The sequence below is a fragment of the Eubacterium sp. AF19-12LB genome (assembly GCF_003479125.1).
Lineage (GTDB): Bacteria > Bacillota > Clostridia > Lachnospirales > Lachnospiraceae > Eubacterium_U > Eubacterium_U album.
This window is the reverse complement of record NZ_QUGP01000031.1, coordinates 1-1,969: the sequence shown is the minus strand read 5'-3', so window position 1 is coordinate 1,969 and position 1,969 is coordinate 1. Positions and strand designations below refer to the sequence as shown.

Here is a 1,969-nt window from a genome sequence, read left to right as displayed (position 1 = left end):
AATGCTGCAAAGAGTGGAAAACTAGCAGGGTTTATGGCAGATGAAGCAGGAAGTGTGTCATATGAGGGTGGTAGTTTTTCTAAGATAGATTATGATTTAGTAAAAGATTATGTAAGAGATGTTGAGTCAAGAACTGGTATAAAATTATCAAAAAATCAAATAGAAGAATTAAAAAATGCTTTAAGGAATAAAGAATATACAAAGTTAACAGTAAAAGAAACAGCAAATCATAGAAATGAATTTAATAAAGTAAAAAATCAATTGATCAATCAGTGGGAAACTAATACTAGACAAAAATGGCCTAATTACACAGAAGATGTAATTTCTCCTAACACAGGAAAGGTAGTTAGAAAAGCTGGAGATATGTATGATGCGCATCATATAATTGAAAATTCTTATGGGGGAGAATATGAATGGTGGAATATACACCCTGCAAAGTTCCCAAATGAGCATCAATCAGGAATACATGGAGTTGTTTCTCCAGCAAATAAATTATTTTCAGGAGGAAATTAAAATATGAAGTTTGATTTTTTAAAAAAGAATGTTGAAAACAAATTTTTTCAAGTGAAAGAAGAAGAAATAAGTAAATTAGAGGATGAATTAAAAGTACATGTTCCAAAAGAATTAAAGGAGTTATTATTAGAGGTTGGATATGGATTTATCAATGGCTCAGAGAATAATGTGAATCGTATCATGGATATCGCGTCAATAAGGGATTTTAGATTAAGAAAAGGTGATTTTGAATTCTATCCTGATATTGAGATATACGATGATTACGAGGATGGAAAACTGATATTTTTTGAAGGAAGTGAATCAGCATTATTATCAATAGAATTAACAGAGCGTAGTACTAGTAGTATTTTTTACTATGATGTTAAAATAGCAGATTCATTAGTAGAATTCTTATTAAAAATTCAAGAAGATGATAAATTCTATTTGGAATTACTTGATTAAGAGTGTTGGGGATTACTTGATTAAGAGAGACTGTTTTATCAGCAGAAAGTGGTATTATAATAGAAATTTTGACTTAATAAGTATATGTTTGCTTTTTAAGATACATCTATTACTAAGTTTTCACTCAATATAATTTATCATAAACATAGACAGCTATTAAATAATTCGCTGGGGTCTCATCAATACCAACAATTTTGGTAATGATATGATATCCCCAGCGATTTTTGTATTTACTATATCTGATACAATCAAAATACCCCAATCTTAATCCACACATTCTAACATCACATTTCTGTTACAATTTATTCTGATTTTTCAAATATAAATTAAACAAATATCTCTCGAAACATGCTTAGCCACCGGTATTGTATAGTTTCATAGATCCACACAATATTTCGTTTTTCAAGGTATTTGAATTTTGGCATATGCTCGATTTTTTGCGTATATTCTGAAAAATAAAGTGTGCGACTAAGAATTAAGATGAACTACTGGTTGGGTTTTAAACTCCTTTTCTAAATATAACTTGCGGACTTTAAGAAATTTTGAAAACTACAGACTGTTTTCAGAATGGTGCATATAGCATAAGTTAACCAACAACAAAACTAGAGATGCAGTGTATGCAATAAGTTGCAATTGCTTTTTGCCTGTTTGCCAGGTGTATAATTTCGCAAGGTTATGTTCTGAAATGGTGTATCATTCTGTACTTTGTAACTGAACCTTATCTCGACATGAAAAATGGTAAGCAGTGGAGAATAGCTGTTGCCAAAGTCATAGTCAGCATGGTGGAGAGTGAGCAGGAAGCAAAGGGAATGATGGCACATAAAAAATATCCGATACTGCTTGAAGAAAAGGAATCAGATGGTACAATTGTAAGGTACACATATGCAGGAAACAGGGAGAGGGTACATGCAGATGTAACGGCAAAAGGCGACAATGCCAAAACACAGAGTTACAGTCTGTACACGGACAGACTCGGAAGCACAAGATGGGCACTGGATGAAAATGCAGAGGTTGC

Annotated in this window: 2 protein-coding genes and 1 pseudogene; all 3 read left to right on the top strand. The window is 32.1% G+C overall.

Annotated elements, in window-relative coordinates:
• Positions 1 to 513 (top strand): annotated as a pseudogene (locus tag DWX29_RS12435) (hypothetical protein); the annotation flags it as partial.
• Between the two features lie 3 nt (positions 514 to 516).
• Positions 517 to 954, top strand: coding sequence for an SMI1/KNR4 family protein (locus DWX29_RS12430; protein ID WP_117910807.1), 438 nt, complete (start codon positions 517 to 519; stop codon positions 952 to 954).
• Between the two features lie 728 nt (positions 955 to 1,682).
• Positions 1,683 to 1,969: hypothetical protein (locus tag DWX29_RS12425; RefSeq protein WP_147365063.1), on the top strand; the 287-nt coding region annotated here is incomplete at its 3' end.

Excerpts from the sequence above, each read along its gene's own strand:
- DWX29_RS12430 (WP_117910807.1), top strand. The coding sequence starts at position 517 with ATGAAGTTTGATTTTTTAAAAAAGAATGTTGAAAACAAATTTTTTCAA.